Source organism: Nocardia sp. NBC_01377 (genome assembly GCF_045040005.1).
Lineage (GTDB): Bacteria > Actinomycetota > Actinomycetes > Mycobacteriales > Mycobacteriaceae > Nocardia > Nocardia noduli.
In genome coordinates this window covers 2,542,066-2,555,057 of record NZ_CP109566.1, presented here as the reverse complement: position 1 = coordinate 2,555,057, position 12,992 = coordinate 2,542,066, and the positions used below count along the sequence as shown (strand labels likewise).

Below are 12,992 nucleotides of genomic sequence, written 5' to 3'. Positions count from 1 at the left end.
CTCGATGACCCGCCGAGTAGAGTCGAAACCGTGAGTACCGCGAGTCGCGTCAACCGAGGGCGCGCCGCCGCGGCCGAGAACCGCGCCGCGATCCTCGTCGCCGCCCGCGACATCTTCGCCGAACACGGCAGATCCGCGCCCATGACGCTGATCGCCCAGACCGCAGGTGTCGGGCAGGGCAGTCTCTATCGCCATTTCCCCACCCGCGGTCAGTTGATCCACGCCGTCTACGAGAGCAATCTCGTGGCGCTCGAATCCCTGGCCCAGCAGGACGAGTCAACCATCGACGACGTCCTCGAAGCCCTCTACCGGCAACTCACCGACGCCGCCGCCTTCATCGCGGTACTCGACTCCGCCGAAAGCCACAACCCGCATCTCGCCTCGATCCGAGCCAGACTTCGGAAGCTGTTGTCGGACAAGTTCTCCGACATCCGCAGGCGCGGCAGCCTGCGCGACGAGATCACGGCCAACGACATCTACCTCACGTTCGGCATGCTCGCGGCACTGCTGCATCAGACGCCACCGAGCGACCGTCGTGGCGCCGCGCGCCACGCCTGGAGCCTGTTACGGCACGCCCTCTACCGCGCCGATCACCCGATGCCTGTGATCGCTGGAGACGGGAGCGGCGATCGGACATGAGGATTTCCAACAGATATCGCGAGGCCTTCGGAATCAGGTACTCGGCCTGAGCTTGAGATTTAAGGTTGTGGCCCCGGCGTAGCCGGGGCCACACGGGTTTTGCCGACCTCTGGATGTGGCGCGATGTGCCGGTTCTTGCTGCCTTTCGGGCGGCCGGGGCCGGGGCGTGAGGGTTTCGGCGCGCTGGCCGGATTGGGGGTTTTCCGGCGGAGGTGGCGAAACCCGCGACGGACGCGGGCGGGGGTGAGCCGGTGCGGGTCGGTGACGGGTTTCTCCCAGGGGCGGCGCAGGTCGGTGGTGAGGCCGCGTGCGAGCCGCAGCTGGGTGTGGGCGGTGAGGATCAGCCAGGTCCAGCGGTCGCCCTGGGCGGCGGTACGGACCCGGGGCCGGGTCCAGCCGAGGGTTTGTTTCAGGAACCGGAAGGTGTGCTCGATGTCGAAGCGGCGCAGGAACGCCTGCCAGTAGCGGTCCACGTCCGCTGCGGCGCTTTCGGCACGGGATGTCCACAGCCACACCGGTTTCGGGTTTCGGTCGCCGGGTAGCCGATCCACGGTCAACCGGATCAGGGCGCCCTCGATGATCGGTGGCGGACCGTCGAGGTCGGCCCAGGGGCCGCGGTGGGTGAGCCGGGGATGCAACCGGTGCCAGGCAGTGGTGCGGGCGGTGCCGTAGCGAAGGGTGTCGGTGCTGGTCGTGACCGCGGGCTCGGGATGGGTCGCCGGGTCGGCGAGGGTGAACACCGGGCCGTGGCGCGGCGGGCGGCCCGTGCGGGCCCGCGCGGCGGCGGGGAAGCAGAACACCCGATCCGACCGCACCCTACCTACCAGCTCAACCGGCAGATCCGCCAACAGCCACGCCAAGCGGCAGATATCGTAGCCGGCGTCGAACACGATCACGATGTCGCGATCCCCGGGCCGATGATGCCCGGCCGCGCGCAGCCGGGCAACCACGTCGCGGACCTGGGCGGCGGTCACCGCGGTGAGGTCCTCGTCACGGCCGATACGCTGCGCGTCCAGCAGCGCGCACCAACTCGACGCCCCGGACTCGAGCGCGGCGACGAACGAGTACGGCCAGCCCGGGATCAGCTGCGCGTTGCCCTTGCCGCGCCCATAGGTATGACAGAAACAACGGTCGGCACTGGTCATAGCGTCGGGCCGCAGCCACGGTGACACATCCACCGCCAGCCTGATCCGGCCGCCGCGCTCACACGGGACCGGCAATCCGGTCACCGCCCGCCGCAGCCTGGTGACATCGAGCCGGCCCGCCGCCAGCGCGTCGTACATACCGCCATGACCACGGCGATGCTCGGCCACCAGAGACAACCCGACCAGCGTGGTCACCGGCCCGTCCGCGCACAACACCGCCTCACACAGCTCGAACAACGCATCCGCTCGCGCGCTCGCACACCGGTACAACTCCTGCCGAAACGCCGACAACTCCCCGGCCGCACCCTCGCGACCAGGATCGTGCACACTGTTCATCGAAGCCCTTGGTTCATGAGATTCGTTCTGTAGCAAGATGAATCATCAACCAAGGGCTTCACCCATGATCAACCGGGGCGACCTACCCCAGCTCAGAGGTTAAATCTCAAGCTGAGACTCTGCCTCTCATGTTCGAGAACAATATCGCGATAGTCGATGATCCGATCGCCGGACGCCGTCGAAGCGTCGGGCACGGACTGCGGGTGCTCACCACGGTGGCGATGAAGGTGGTGTGCGTCACCTCGTTCGTCGTCGCCGCCGGAGGCGTCGCCTACGCCGACACCCCCGAGCCCGCCCCCGTGCCTTCCGCGGGGTGTGGCCGACCGGTTCCCGTTCAGGGGGCGACGACGGTGAAATTCCAGGGCACCGACAAGTCGGGCCAGTATCGACAGAATGTCCCGGCAGGCGCGAATCGACCGCTACCGCTGGTCCTCGCCCTGCACGGCCTGCTGGAGAATATCGACATCGCCGAATTGGGCAGCGGCCTGGGCGAATACGGCTACCGAAACGGGTTCGTCACCATCACCCCGCAACTGGACCGGCTCGGCCCGGCGCAGTGGGAGTTCGGCCCCGACTCGGCAGACATCACATGGCTGTCCCAGGTGCTGACACACGTGGAGTCCACCCTGTGCGTCGATCTACGGCGCGTCTTCGTCACCGGCCTGTCCATGGGCGCGTTCGCCACCAGTTCACTCGGTTGCCGGTTCGCCGATCGGATCGCGGCCATCGCTCCGGTCTCCGGGTTGAGGGATTTCAGCTGGTGCCGTCCGGCGCGGCCGGTGCCGGTGATCGCGTTCCACGGCACCGACGACGCGATCGTTCCGTATGCCGGACAATCGAATTCGGGTTCGGCGTCCGGCTCCGGGGCGAGTGACGAGAACACCTCCGCGAGTCCGCGAGCCGTCACCGACAACGCCGCGGCCTGGGCGCGCCGCGACGGATGCACCGGGGCACCTGTCCGGACGACGATCGCGGCCGACGTGGTCGTCGACCGCTACTCGTGCCCGACCGGTATCGACGTGCACCTGTACTCGATCGTCGGAGGCGGCCATATCTGGCCCGGCACCGACTCACCGCTGTACCCGTCGTTCATCGTCGGCCAGAACACGAATTCGATCAGTGCCACGGCATTGATCTGGGACTTCTTCCGTTCCCATCCGATGAAGGACTGACCGCTCTCACGCCGAGAGTGTGATGTCCTCGGCCGCGGTCGATCCGGCGGGTTTCCAGCCCAGTCTCGGTGCGATCAGTTCGACGGTGTCGTGCAGGATCTGCTCGTATTCGCCGCGATGGAATTCGTAGGGAAGTTCCAGTCGCAATTCGGAGACCTGCGCGAGAACCGGATCGGCGCGCAGGCGATCCACGATCTCGTCGGCGGTGCCGACCACGTCCGGGGCGAACAGCACCCTCCGCTCACCCTGGGGCGCGAGGGTGCGTTCGTGCCGGGAGGCCGCGTAGGCGCGGTAGCGTTCGCGGGTCGCCCGGTCGGCGCTGTCGAGCGGCACGATCACTCGCCCGACCGCGATCCTGCCCGGACGCGCCGGATCGACGCGCTGACGGTAGTCGTCGATCAGACCCAGCTGGGTGGTGGCGAAATCGTCGCTGCGATCGCCGATGACGATATTGCCGGTGAGCAGATTCAACCCGTTCTCACCAGCCCAGCGGACCGAACGGGTGCTGGAGCCGCCGTACCAGACCCGGTCGACCAGGCCGGGGCTGTACGGCTGGAGACGTGGGCGCTGGGTATTGCCCGGCGAGTGGATCACCGCGTCCTCGCCACCGAGGTAGGTGCCGCGCAGATTCCCGATCAGCCGCTCGATGCGGCCGTAGGACAGATCGTAGGTTCGCCAGTCCCCGTCGAAGACGAGATGGCCCATGAGATCGGCGTGCGGTGGAGTGCCCGCGCTGAAACCCGGTTGCAGCCGCCCCTTGGACAGGGCGTCGGCCACCGAGAGATCCTCGGCGAGCCGGAAGGGGCTCTCGTAGCCGATGGGGATCACGGCCGTTCCCAGTTCGACACGGCTGGTGCGCTGGGCGGCCGCGGCGAGGAACACCGCCGCGGATCCGACGCCGTGCTCAAGGTGACGCTGCCGGATCCAGGCCCCGTCGAAACCGAGACGCTCGCCGTATTCGAACAGTTCGAGCGTGTCCTCGAGTCCGGTGGCCGGGTCGGCGTCAGGGAAGTTGCCGGGGGTCAGGAAGGCGAGTGTCGCGATCCGGGGTTCGTCCGCGATCGTCGGTTCCGCGCTCATCGGTTCCGCTCGTGGGGAATCTTCTCGCCCGCTTCGATCGCGACCGGAAGACGGTTCTCGGCGGGCGGCAGCGGGCAGGTCGCCAGATCCGTGTAGGCGCACGGCAGATTGACCGCCCGATTGAAATCGAGTGTGACCGCGCCACCGGAATCCGGGGGCGGCAGTTGCAGAACACGATTCGCGGCGTAGGTGGTGACTCCGGAGGTGGTGTCGGTGAACAGCACCGTCAGACTGCCCGGCGTCTTGCCGGGGAAGGCGGTCAGTCCGAGCGTGTGCCCGTCGAGTTCGAATTCCACGCGCCCGGGCGCCTCGTAGACGTGTTCCAGCCCTTCCACGGACGCGCCGACCGTGGTCGGTCGCGGCTGCTCGAAGGGCACGTACCGTCCCTCGACCACCCATTTCGGGTCGGGCGCGTAGGCCGGGGTGCCGCGGAATCCGGTCCGTAGCGGATTACCGGGATGGCGGGGGCGAACGATGTCGTAGCCGCCCCGCTTGGCCACCTCGATCACCGCGTCGCCCCAGATCGCGTCGATGCCACCGCGTTCGGGGATGATCCCGAATCGGTGCTCACCGTGGACGGTCGCGCCGTCGATCACCAGTTCCTCACCGTCGTCGAGCGAGACGAGGACACCGTCCGGTCCCGCGGACCAGACGCCGGGAGCGTCGGGGAAACGCTGCGGGTTGTCGGTCAGCCAGTGCAGGGCGGTGATCGCCAGGAATCCGTGCGGTGCGGATAGTCGAGCTTCCTGGGCGCTGTGCCAGTTCTCCCAGTCGACGCCGAACGCGTCGGTGCGGGGGCCCACGGCAGCCGATGTCGTCATACGGTGCTCCTCTCGACCAGCGCCATCGACGGTGTCGTGTCATGGCGAAAGACGCGGTGGACAGTGGCGCGTCCACCGCGTCACTCGATCCCACCGTGCCCGAGGCGGGGGCGACAGGTTTGCGATCAGCGGGAATGCAACCCCCACTTCGCACTTGCCGGACCTGATCGGAACGCGGTCACGGATCCGGTCGCACCGCAAGCGAAGCCGTTCAGCGTGTTTCGGCGAGGGCCGCGGCGGCCGCCGTGACGAGGGCGAGGAGTTCGGCCCGATCCGCGGTCGGTAGCCGACCGGCGAGTTCCTGTTCGAGCACGGCTCGGATCTCGGCGCGCAGCGCGATGCCGTGCGGAGTGAGGGCGGCGCGGGTGACGCGGCGGTCGGCGGGATCGGCTTGCCTGGTCAGGAATCCCCTGCGCTCCAGGCGATCCACCATGCCGGTGACGTTGGTCTTGTCGCAACCGAGCAGGGTGGCCAGTTCGCCGAAGGTGGGAGTGTGACCGTTGAGCTGGCACAGCAGTTCGATCTGCTGGGTGGTCAAGCCGAAACTGCGCGCGATGAGGCTGTAGAGCGCGCCGAGTTCACGATGTAGCGCGGAGAAGGCGGTCGCGAGGGCGGGGTCGGTGGTCGTCGCCATGTCAAAAGTCTAGATGATGGATAGTTGATACTATCGACCTAATAGTCCATAGTATCGACAATCGTTGACATCGATCATGGGAGGCGGATATGCCGGTTGCGATCGTCACCGGGGGCTCGCGGGGAATCGGCAGGGCCATCGCACAGCGGCTCGGCTCGAACGGCGTCTCGGTGGTGGTGAACTATCACACCGACCGAGACGCGGCCGAGCAGGTCGTTTCCCATATCGAAGCCGCGGGCGGCCGGGCCGTCGCGGAGCAGGCCGATGTCGCGGATCCGCCCTCGTTACGCGGACTCTTCGACGTCGCCGAACAGCGCTTCGGCGGACTGGACATACTCGTCAACAATGTCGGCACAGCACGTTTCGGCCCGATCGCCGAGACCACCGACGAAGATTTCGACCGCACCTTCGCGGTGAACACCCGGGCGACCTTCGTCGCGTTGCGCGAAGCCGCGAACCGACTGCGCGACAACGGGCGCATCGTGCTCGTGTCATCCGGGGTGACCGCGACCCACCGCCCCGCTTCCGGGATCTACGGTGCCAGCAAGGCCGCGGGAGAAGAACTGGTCCGGGTGATCGCCCGCGAACTCGGATCCCGGGGTATCACCGCGAATTCGGTACTGCCGGGCGTCACAAGGACCGAGGCGCTGGTCGCCGCCACGACCGCGAGCGCCACCGACAGCGTCGTGCGGCAGACCCCGCTCGGGCGTATGGGCGAACCCGACGATATCGCCGATATCGTCGCCTTCCTCGCCTCCGACGCGGCCCGGTGGATCACGGGTGCGACGGTGCACGCCGGAGGCGGACTGTTCTGAGGCCGGAAGGTGCGCTCAGGAGCGAAGTCCGAGGACGGCGGGGTTGCCTTCCGCCCAGACACCTCGGATACTGCGGGATACGAAGCGCCAACCGTCGGGCGTGCGGCGTAGTCGGTCGTGGTAGGTCCCGCCCGCCAGGAAATTGTCGCCGCCCTCCGCACCGCGACGAATGTGCTGGGCGTGGTAGTAGCAGCTGTGCTCGGCGTCTTCTCCGCGCACGGTGACGACATGGTTGCCGTTCAAATGCTGTGTGGCATCGAGGTTTTCGATCGCGCTGCCGATGTAGGCGACGATGGCCGCCGGGCCCTCGTGGCGCTGTCTGCCCGCGGGGTACTCCCTGTGGGCATCGTCGGCGAACAATGTCGCCAATCTGTCCCAGTCCCGGTTGTCCACCGCCGCGGCGTAGGCGACGGCGAGATCGATGATCGCCGCTCGATCGGTGAGTTCGCGCAGTTGCGCGGTTAGGTCGGTCATCGAGTCCTCTTCCGTATTCCTGGTTCACGAGCGGTCGCCCGGACCATCCTGGCGACGGTCTGTCGCCGCGACTGATCCGTCAGGCGCCGTCGACCGTCAGGACGATCTTGCCCCGGATATGCCCCTCTTCGGCGCGACGGTGCGCGGCGGCGGCTTCGGCGAGGGGGAACACGCTGTCGACACCGACACGAAGCGTGCCACTGTCGAACAGTTCCGCCATCTCGGCCAATTGGGCGCCGTGTGAGCGGACCTGGCCCGTGCGCACCGTGATGCCGCGTTCCGCGCCGTAGTCCCCGTAGAACACCGGCATGATCGTTCCACCGTCCCGCACGACGGCGGTCAGCCGGGACGATCTCGGTCCGCCGACCGAATCGAAGAGGTAGTCGACATCTCGGGGCCAGTCCTCGACGGGAGTGATCGTGTAGTCGAGGAAGGTCTCGACGCCCAGTTCGGTCAGGAACGCGCGGTGGCGGCCCGAGGCAACGGCGATGACCGAGGCGCCCGCACGCGCGGCGAGCTGCACGAGAATGTGGCCGACTCCCCCTGCCGCGCCGTTGACCAGGACCGTGTCGCCCGCGCCGACTCCGGTGCGCTCGGTCAGGAACTGGTGCGCGGTCAGCACCACCAGCGGGACCGCGGCCGCCTGGATGTGGTTCAGGCGAGACGGTTTGCGGGCCAGATGATCTTCCGGCGCGGTGGCGTATTCGGCGTACGCGCGGCCGCCGTCGTCGCGCGAGGGGAACCGGACCAGCCCGAAGACCTCGTCGCCCGCCGCCCATCGGGTGACCTGCTCCCCCACCGCGACGACCGTGCCCGAGACGTCGACGCCGGGGATGAACGGCAACGTCGGCGGAGTCGGGCGCAACGATTCCGGGATGGCGGCGTACCCGGCTCGCCGGTACAGGTCCAGCGGATTCAGGCCCGCTGCGTGGAGTCGGACCAGGACATCGCGGGGTCCGGGGTCCGGTCGCGCGACGGTCTGCTCGACGAGAACTTCGGGACCGCCGTACCGCTGGACGAGAACGGCGCGCATGGTGGATACGTTCACCGGTGATCCTGTTCATCGGGAGTGTGCGGTCGAACGGCCGCCCGTATCAGTTAACGGAGCACTGCTCCGTTTGTCAATGGAAGGGCCGTGCCGATGGATTCGCCTGTCCCGCAACCGGGTCGAACAGCGCGCAGCGATGCCAGGCGCAATCGCGAACACTTGCTCGAGGTCGCCGGCGAAGTGCTGGCCGAACAGGGGACGCAGGCATCGCTACGCGAGATCGCACGGCGTGCCGGAGTCGGATTGGGCACGCTGTACCGGCACTTCCCGAACCGGGAGGCGCTGCTCGACGCATTGCTCCGACAGCGCTTCGACGAGCTCACCGCGCTGGCAGAGACCCTGGCGGATACGCACGAACCCCGGACAGCGCTCGTCGAATGGCTGCGCACCTTCCTCGCCGGAAGTACCACCTACCGCGGACTCGTCACCGACATGATCGCCACCATCGACGACGAGTCGTCCGCGCTGCACGCCTCGTGCGCGGCCATGCGAGCGGCCACCTCCGAACTGCTGACACGCGCGCAACGCAGCGGTGAAATACGAGGCGATGTCGACCATCTCGACGTCATCGCACTCGTCAGCGCGGTCGGTTGGATCGTGGAACAATCACCCCGGCTCGTCGACCGGAGCGATCACCTGTACGCGCTGATCATGGACGCGCTCAACACTTCTCGTCGCGAACCCTAGACCGACCGGAGGATCGTCGGCGACCTGCACGCCGACGATGTCGTCGGATACGCCGACCACCACCTGTCGCTCTTCGGCGCGATGCGCTGTGGCACCTACGTCGACGACGAGGACCACGGCAGAGACGCTGTCATCGAGGTGCTGGCGAGGTGGGGTGTGCCCGACGAAGGCTACGTCGATCTCGCCCGGGCGCGCGCGGTGTTCAGCGCACGATGAGGTTCGCCGTCGCCGGACCACCGTTCGTCCGGCAACGGCGACAACACTCAGCTCTCGCGTGCGGTGATGCGGTCGATCTCCGCGAGATCCGCCACGGTGGGCTGCCACTGTCCCGCCCGGACATTGGCCTCGACCTGTTCGGGCGAGGTGGCGCCCGCGATGACCGAACTCACGGCAGGCTGAGCGGCGAGACCGCCGATGGCGACCTCGAGCAGCGTGATCGACCGCTGCGCCGCGAAATCCTCCAGCTTCTCCAGGACGTCGAAAGCCGCGTCGGTGAGCACCGATTCGCGATTCCACGCGGCGATGCGGCTGCCCGCGGGCGCGGGCACGCCGCGCTTGTACTTGCCGGTGAGAAGTCCGCTGGCCAGCGGGAAGAACGGGAGCAGGCCGATCCGGTAGTGCTGCAACGCCGGGACGAGATCGGCCTCGATACCCCGCTGCAACAGGCTGTACTCGTTCTGTGCGCTGATGAAGCGCTCGAGATTCCTGGTCCTGGCGATCCATTCGGCGTCGGCGGTCTGCCAGCCACTGAAATTCGAATGCCCGAGGTAACGGATCTTGCCCTCGTGCACGAGATCGTCGAGCGCGGAAAGGGTTTCCTCGATCGGGGTCTCGGGATCGGGACGGTGGAATTGGTAGAGGTCGATCCAGTCCGTGCGCAGCCTGCGCAGCGACTGTTCGACCGCGCGCCGGATGTAGCGGCGCGATCCACGCGCACCCCAGTCCTGGCCGTTGTCCTCGCCGAGCCTGCGCACGTCGTTGCCGAATTTGGTCGCGATCACGACATCGTCGCGCTTGCCCTGGAGGATCTCGCCGATGCGCCGTTCGGACTCGCCGTAGGAATCCGCGGTGTCGATCAGGTTGATGCCGTGATCGAGGGCCGCGTGCACCACCGCCCTGCTCTGCTCGAGATCGAGCTTCATCCCGAAATTGTTGGTCCCGAGACCGACGACCGAGACGGCCAGGCCGGAACTCCCGATACGACGCAGTGAAGACGAGTCACCCATGGTTCTCCTTTGATCTGCGGGACGGATCGCACGCGGGCACCCGGCAGGGAGCCCCGCTAGACCCTACGGCCTCCCGCAAGCCCGAAGCAGGGTTCGACGCAGCTCGAGCCGTTCCACCGCGGCAGAGATCCCGCAGCGGGTTCGGGCAGCGCGGCGGCCTGTGCGGCCGCGCTGTCGAGCGCGGGATTCGGCGACGTCGTGATCCGTTCCGGCACGGTCCGCATGGGCCGGGCCGATCTCGAGCAGTCGTGGACCGTGCACGCGCGTCTCTACCGGGAACATCTCGAGGCTCGTCTCGACTCGAACCTGCTGCGCCACTTCGAGTTCACGTACCGCGCTGCCCTCGAATCGCGGCACCGCGACATGGCGGCGGTCGAGGTGCTATACGCCACCGCCGTCAGGCCCCGACAGGGTCCGTGCGCGGTCGATCCGGCACCGAGGTTCGACGCGAAAACAATTCCCACCTACAAGGTTTCGCATCTCATCATCAAGAGATTCTTCACATGCGACGCGCCCAGACCTCCATTCACCATGAATTTATCGGTAGGTAAACCCCGTTGTGCGGCTTACCTTCTGAATCAAAACCATTCCTCGGTAGTGATCGGCCGGGCAGAACCGGCGATCGGACCACCGCGAGAGAGGAAACGCCGTGAGCGGCAGAACAACGCATCCGGGAGCGCGAGCATGAGTGTCTTCGGAAGATTGCGCCTGATAAAGAAATTGTCGGCATTATCGGCACTGAACGTTTCCGAGTAGTGGTCTGACGGATCGGTTGCTGCGGCGGTGCTGAAAGATGTTGGGGTGGAACGCGAAACGCGGAACCTCTGGCGTATGAAGGAGGTCCGACTAAAGATCAACTTCACAGAGGTTCCGCGCGTCATGAGTGTCGCATACATCGCCATCCTGCCGTTGCCCGAGTCCACCGTCGCCCACGTCGCGGGCTTGCTGGCCGCGCGCCGCCAGGCCTTGGGGACCCGCTGGAGGGCGTTGACCTGCCTCGAACAGGCAGTGCTGGGGTTGCGGTGGTTCACCGACGGCACCCGTGTCGAGCAGCTCGCCCTGGACAACGCGATCGGCCGCACCACCGCCTACGACAGCCTCCACGAGGTGATCGATACTCTCGCCGCCCAGGCCCCGGCCTTGCACAACGTGCTGCTGGCCGCGAAAGTCGCTGGGCACCAGCACATCAGCGTGGACGGTACGCTCATCCACACCGACCGGGTCGGCCAAGCCGGCCCCACCACCGCCAAAGCCACCTCGGTGCCACGCCGGGTCAAAGTCGACCTCTGGTGGTCGGGAAAACACGGCCGCCACGGCGGGAACATCCAGGTCGTTACCGCCCCGGACGGGTGGCCGATGTGGACCTCCGAGGTTCGTCCGGGACGTGAGCACGATGTCACCGCGCTGCGCGCCCACCCCGAGATGCTGCCCGCGCTCACGGACTGGACCGGTGAAAACCTGCCCGTGCTGGGCGATCTCGGATACTTGGGCGAGGCCACAACGATCACGGTCGCGGTCAAGAAGCCCAAGGGCGGGCAGCTGACCGACGAACAGAAAACGGCGAACAAGGCCCACAACCAGGTTCGCGCGGTCGGTGAGCGCGGTAACGCACTGCTCAAATGGTTCAAGGCATTGCGTCGAGTCAGCTTGTGCCCGTGCCGGATCGGTGCCATCGCCGCAGCCGCGCTGGTGTTGCTGCATCTTCAACACGGCCGCAGCGTCTGACCGTGACACGCCGCTACTCGGAAAGGCTCACTGCTCATCGCGGCGCCGGTGCTGCTGGCGGGATGCGGTAGCGGCAAAGAGGAAGGGGTGGTGTACTTCCGCTTCGCGAACTCGCCCACCGCTCTGTCACTCGTCAGGATCGCGGAAGAATTGGGCTACTGGGACAACGCCGGTGTCCGGCCGGAATACGTCGGACCGGCCACCGCGGTGCCCGCGGTGCAATTGCTGGACCAAGGCAAGATCGATATCGCGACCGGCATGTTCAACAACGACATCGACGGCAAGGTGAAGGGTTTCAAATTCACCGCCATCGCGTCCAGCATGCTCGACCTGCCGAAGGAGCCGCATATGGCCTACTTCACCAAGGCCGGCTCGAACATCACCAAGGACAACTTGAAGGCCCTCGAGGGTAAAACGGTGGGCGTCAACGGCTTCAACAGCTGCGTCGACCTGGTGATCAAGCGGTATCTGAAGAACAACGGCGTCGACGTGACCCGGGTCAACTTCCTCGAACTCAAGGCCGAACTCATCGCCCCCGCGATCGAACGGGGCGAGGTCGACCTCGGCGTCTTCCACCCGCCGCTGGTCGGGGTGTTGCTCAGCAAGCCGGACAAATTCACCCAGGCCTTCACCTCCTACGACGACTGGGGTCCGCTCGGCGGTCAGGCGCCGTATGTCGCGAGCAACGCCTGGTTGCAGAAGAATCCGCAGGCCGCGCGTGAATTCGTCGGCATCATCGCGAAGACGGCGAATTGGGCCAACGCCCATCCGCGGGAATCGGCCGAGATCGCGGGCAAGACCACCGGCTACCCGGTCGAGCAGACCACCAACTGGCACTACGCGCCCAACGCGCTGCTCGACAAGGCGAGCCTGCAACTCTGGTGGGATCTCGTGGAAGAGGTGGGCAGCCCACTGCCGGGCTCGGAGCACCTGAAGCCGGAGGACATCGCGACCAACGCCTTCAATCCCTACGCCAAATCGGCCGATCTCCTGGAAAGCCAGGATCACAACACGGTGATCCTCGATCAGGAGCAGAACGACCGGGTGCTGAAGACCAAATTGGTCGACATCCAGGGCGTCGAAGAGTGATTCGACGCGCTCGGCACTGAACGCGACGACACCTGTTTCCGCCGGGCCCGGCTCGATTCCGGGCCCGGCGCCATCATCCACCCAGAGAAAAGTCGGTTGAC

General features: G+C 66.8%; 15 protein-coding genes. 8 read left to right on the top strand and 7 right to left on the bottom strand.

Annotated elements, in window-relative coordinates; genetic code table 11:
• Nucleotides 1–30: 30 nt before the first annotated feature.
• A complete protein-coding gene (locus OG225_RS11645; protein ID WP_405181680.1) occupies nucleotides 31–639 on the top strand; it encodes a TetR/AcrR family transcriptional regulator in 609 nt (202 codons plus the stop codon).
• A 59-nt stretch (nucleotides 640–698) separates the two neighbouring features.
• Here OG225_RS11645 and OG225_RS11640 read toward each other — a convergent pair whose 3' ends face one another.
• The gene (locus OG225_RS11640; RefSeq protein ID WP_331758060.1) at nucleotides 699–2,120 is read right to left on the bottom strand and encodes an NF041680 family putative transposase; all 1,422 of its coding nucleotides are present in this window, start codon (nucleotides 2,118–2,120) and stop codon (nucleotides 699–701) included.
• Nucleotides 2,121–2,248: 128 nt separating this feature from the next.
• Between OG225_RS11640 and OG225_RS11635 the strand changes: the two genes are divergently transcribed.
• Nucleotides 2,249–3,292 carry an alpha/beta hydrolase family esterase gene (locus OG225_RS11635; RefSeq protein ID WP_405181679.1) on the top strand — a complete coding sequence of 348 codons (1,044 nt, stop codon included), beginning with the start codon at nucleotides 2,249–2,251 and terminating at the stop codon, nucleotides 3,290–3,292.
• A gap of 6 nt (nucleotides 3,293–3,298) precedes the next feature.
• Here the strand turns inward: OG225_RS11635 and OG225_RS11630 are convergent, their stop codons facing one another.
• The 3 genes from OG225_RS11630 to OG225_RS11620 all read right to left on the bottom strand — a co-directional run bounded on the left by OG225_RS11630 (nucleotide 3,299) and on the right by OG225_RS11620 (nucleotide 5,827).
• Entirely contained in the window at nucleotides 3,299–4,372 is a 1,074-nt protein-coding gene (locus OG225_RS11630; protein ID WP_405181678.1) for an LLM class flavin-dependent oxidoreductase, read from the bottom strand.
• Nucleotides 4,369–5,193, bottom strand: coding sequence for a DUF1684 domain-containing protein (locus OG225_RS11625; protein ID WP_405181677.1), 825 nt, complete (start codon nucleotides 5,191–5,193; stop codon nucleotides 4,369–4,371). The genes OG225_RS11630 and OG225_RS11625 overlap by 4 nt, the downstream gene beginning before the upstream one ends.
• A 211-nt stretch (nucleotides 5,194–5,404) precedes the next feature.
• A complete protein-coding gene (locus tag OG225_RS11620) occupies nucleotides 5,405–5,827 on the bottom strand; it encodes a MarR family winged helix-turn-helix transcriptional regulator (protein ID WP_405181676.1) in 423 nt (140 codons plus the stop codon).
• Between the two features lie 89 nt (nucleotides 5,828–5,916).
• Here OG225_RS11620 and OG225_RS11615 point away from each other — a divergent pair, with 89 nt between their 5' ends.
• Nucleotides 5,917–6,642, top strand: a complete 726-nt coding sequence (locus OG225_RS11615) for an SDR family oxidoreductase (RefSeq protein ID WP_405181675.1) — start codon at nucleotides 5,917–5,919, stop codon at nucleotides 6,640–6,642.
• 15 nt (nucleotides 6,643–6,657) lie between these two features.
• Here the strand turns inward: OG225_RS11615 and OG225_RS11610 are convergent, their stop codons facing one another.
• Nucleotides 6,658–7,116, bottom strand: coding sequence for a nuclear transport factor 2 family protein (locus tag OG225_RS11610; protein WP_405181674.1), 459 nt, complete (start codon nucleotides 7,114–7,116; stop codon nucleotides 6,658–6,660).
• Between the two features lie 79 nt (nucleotides 7,117–7,195).
• Nucleotides 7,196–8,164, bottom strand: coding sequence for an NADP-dependent oxidoreductase (locus OG225_RS11605; RefSeq protein WP_405181673.1), 969 nt, complete (start codon nucleotides 8,162–8,164; stop codon nucleotides 7,196–7,198).
• Between the two features lie 93 nt (nucleotides 8,165–8,257).
• On the opposite strand from OG225_RS11605, the gene OG225_RS11600 reads away from it, so the two are divergent.
• Nucleotides 8,258–8,851 (top strand): TetR/AcrR family transcriptional regulator, encoded by a 594-nt coding sequence (locus tag OG225_RS11600; protein WP_405181672.1) that lies wholly within the window; start codon nucleotides 8,258–8,260, stop codon nucleotides 8,849–8,851.
• An 81-nt stretch (nucleotides 8,852–8,932) separates the two neighbouring features.
• Complete coding sequence (locus tag OG225_RS11595) at nucleotides 8,933–9,067, top strand: hypothetical protein (protein ID WP_405181671.1); 135 nt, start codon at nucleotides 8,933–8,935, stop codon at nucleotides 9,065–9,067.
• 47 nt (nucleotides 9,068–9,114) lie between these two features.
• Here the strand turns inward: OG225_RS11595 and OG225_RS11590 are convergent, their stop codons facing one another.
• Entirely contained in the window at nucleotides 9,115–10,077 is a 963-nt protein-coding gene (locus OG225_RS11590) for an aldo/keto reductase (RefSeq protein WP_405181670.1), read from the bottom strand.
• Nucleotides 10,078–10,275: 198 nt separating this feature from the next.
• On the opposite strand from OG225_RS11590, the gene OG225_RS11585 reads away from it, so the two are divergent.
• From OG225_RS11585 to OG225_RS11575, 3 genes are all read left to right on the top strand, one after another.
• Complete coding sequence (locus OG225_RS11585) at nucleotides 10,276–10,833, top strand: hypothetical protein (protein WP_405181669.1); 558 nt, start codon at nucleotides 10,276–10,278, stop codon at nucleotides 10,831–10,833.
• A 123-nt stretch (nucleotides 10,834–10,956) separates the two neighbouring features.
• Entirely contained in the window at nucleotides 10,957–11,802 is an 846-nt protein-coding gene (locus OG225_RS11580) for a transposase family protein (RefSeq protein WP_331758801.1), read from the top strand.
• A gap of 48 nt (nucleotides 11,803–11,850) precedes the next feature.
• A complete protein-coding gene (locus tag OG225_RS11575) occupies nucleotides 11,851–12,891 on the top strand; it encodes an ABC transporter substrate-binding protein (RefSeq protein ID WP_405181668.1) in 1,041 nt (346 codons plus the stop codon).
• Nucleotides 12,892–12,992 lie beyond the last annotated feature (101 nt).